This is a genomic window from Salinivibrio costicola subsp. alcaliphilus (assembly GCF_001996185.1).
Classification (GTDB): domain Bacteria; phylum Pseudomonadota; class Gammaproteobacteria; order Enterobacterales; family Vibrionaceae; genus Salinivibrio; species Salinivibrio costicola.
In genome coordinates this window covers 1-981 of record NZ_MUFR01000105.1, presented here as the reverse complement: position 1 = coordinate 981, position 981 = coordinate 1, and the positions used below count along the sequence as shown (strand labels likewise).

Annotated in this window: 1 protein-coding gene; it reads right to left on the bottom strand. The window is 44.5% G+C overall.

What is annotated here, in order from left to right; genetic code table 11:
- The coding region (locus BZJ21_RS15330; RefSeq protein ID WP_201788235.1) for a hypothetical protein at nt 1-981 on the bottom strand (981 nt) is incomplete at both ends.

Genomic DNA, 981 nt, shown 5'->3' with positions numbered 1-981 from the left:
ATTAGTTCTGTTGACTGTCGATACTTTAACAACCTGAGGTATGCTGCTGTTGTCTACCCACAAGTCGCCTACATCGTAAGGCGCATAAGGCTGAGCAACAAAAACTCTCCGTTTTTGATCTGCTAGATCAGAGGCTTTTAGTGCAGCTACGTAAGTAGACTGTACGTCAGTATCTGTTATCAATGACCATGTGTAGCCCTGAGGGTCGGTAGAGAACGGAGCTGTTTGGTCAGGAGCTGTACGAATAAACTTGTAAGACTTAACGTAGTTGCCTGATTCAGGGTCATATTGAATGTAAACGTCACCGATGTGAGCAGCACGTTCGTTTTCGTTGCCGTTAGCGTTGTCTACTGCAATCCAGCTAGCGTAGGGCTCTTTGGTAGCGTCTATTTTATCGTCGTCAGGGTTCTGATCGTCTTCAACGTTTATCATGACGTCGTATGTGCCGGTAGTGTAAAGTATTACACCGTCGTTCTGACGTTCTAGTACATCGATACGAGAAAGCATGCCCGTACCGTTAGGGTTATTATAGTCAGTAACTCCTACAAAAGTTTGTAAGCCGCTGAGAGCATCTGAGTTACCCGCAACACGTTTGTCTTGGTCTTCTAAGCGACTAGATAACGCTTCAATACTTGATGCATTAGCTTGGTCTGCAGATGTATACGCTAGCTGTATAGTAGTAATACGGCTGTTAATCTCGTCGTTAAACTCTGCCTGTAAGTCGCTAATGCGCTGTGTCAAAGAGTATTCTGATGTAGCTGCTACTTGATCTAGGTCTACAATAGTTGCGTACTTGTCATCGTAAGTAGCGTTTAGGGTCTCTAGTTTAGATCCGAGAATACCGTCTACAAGACTGGAGAAGTTTATTGACTTAACGTATGTGTTTTTTGCTACGTCAAGCGCATCAATACCGTCCCGTACGTTTTGGATGAGCGTGTTGTAATCTAGCAGCCCTTTAGCTACCGCTTGGTCGACAACACT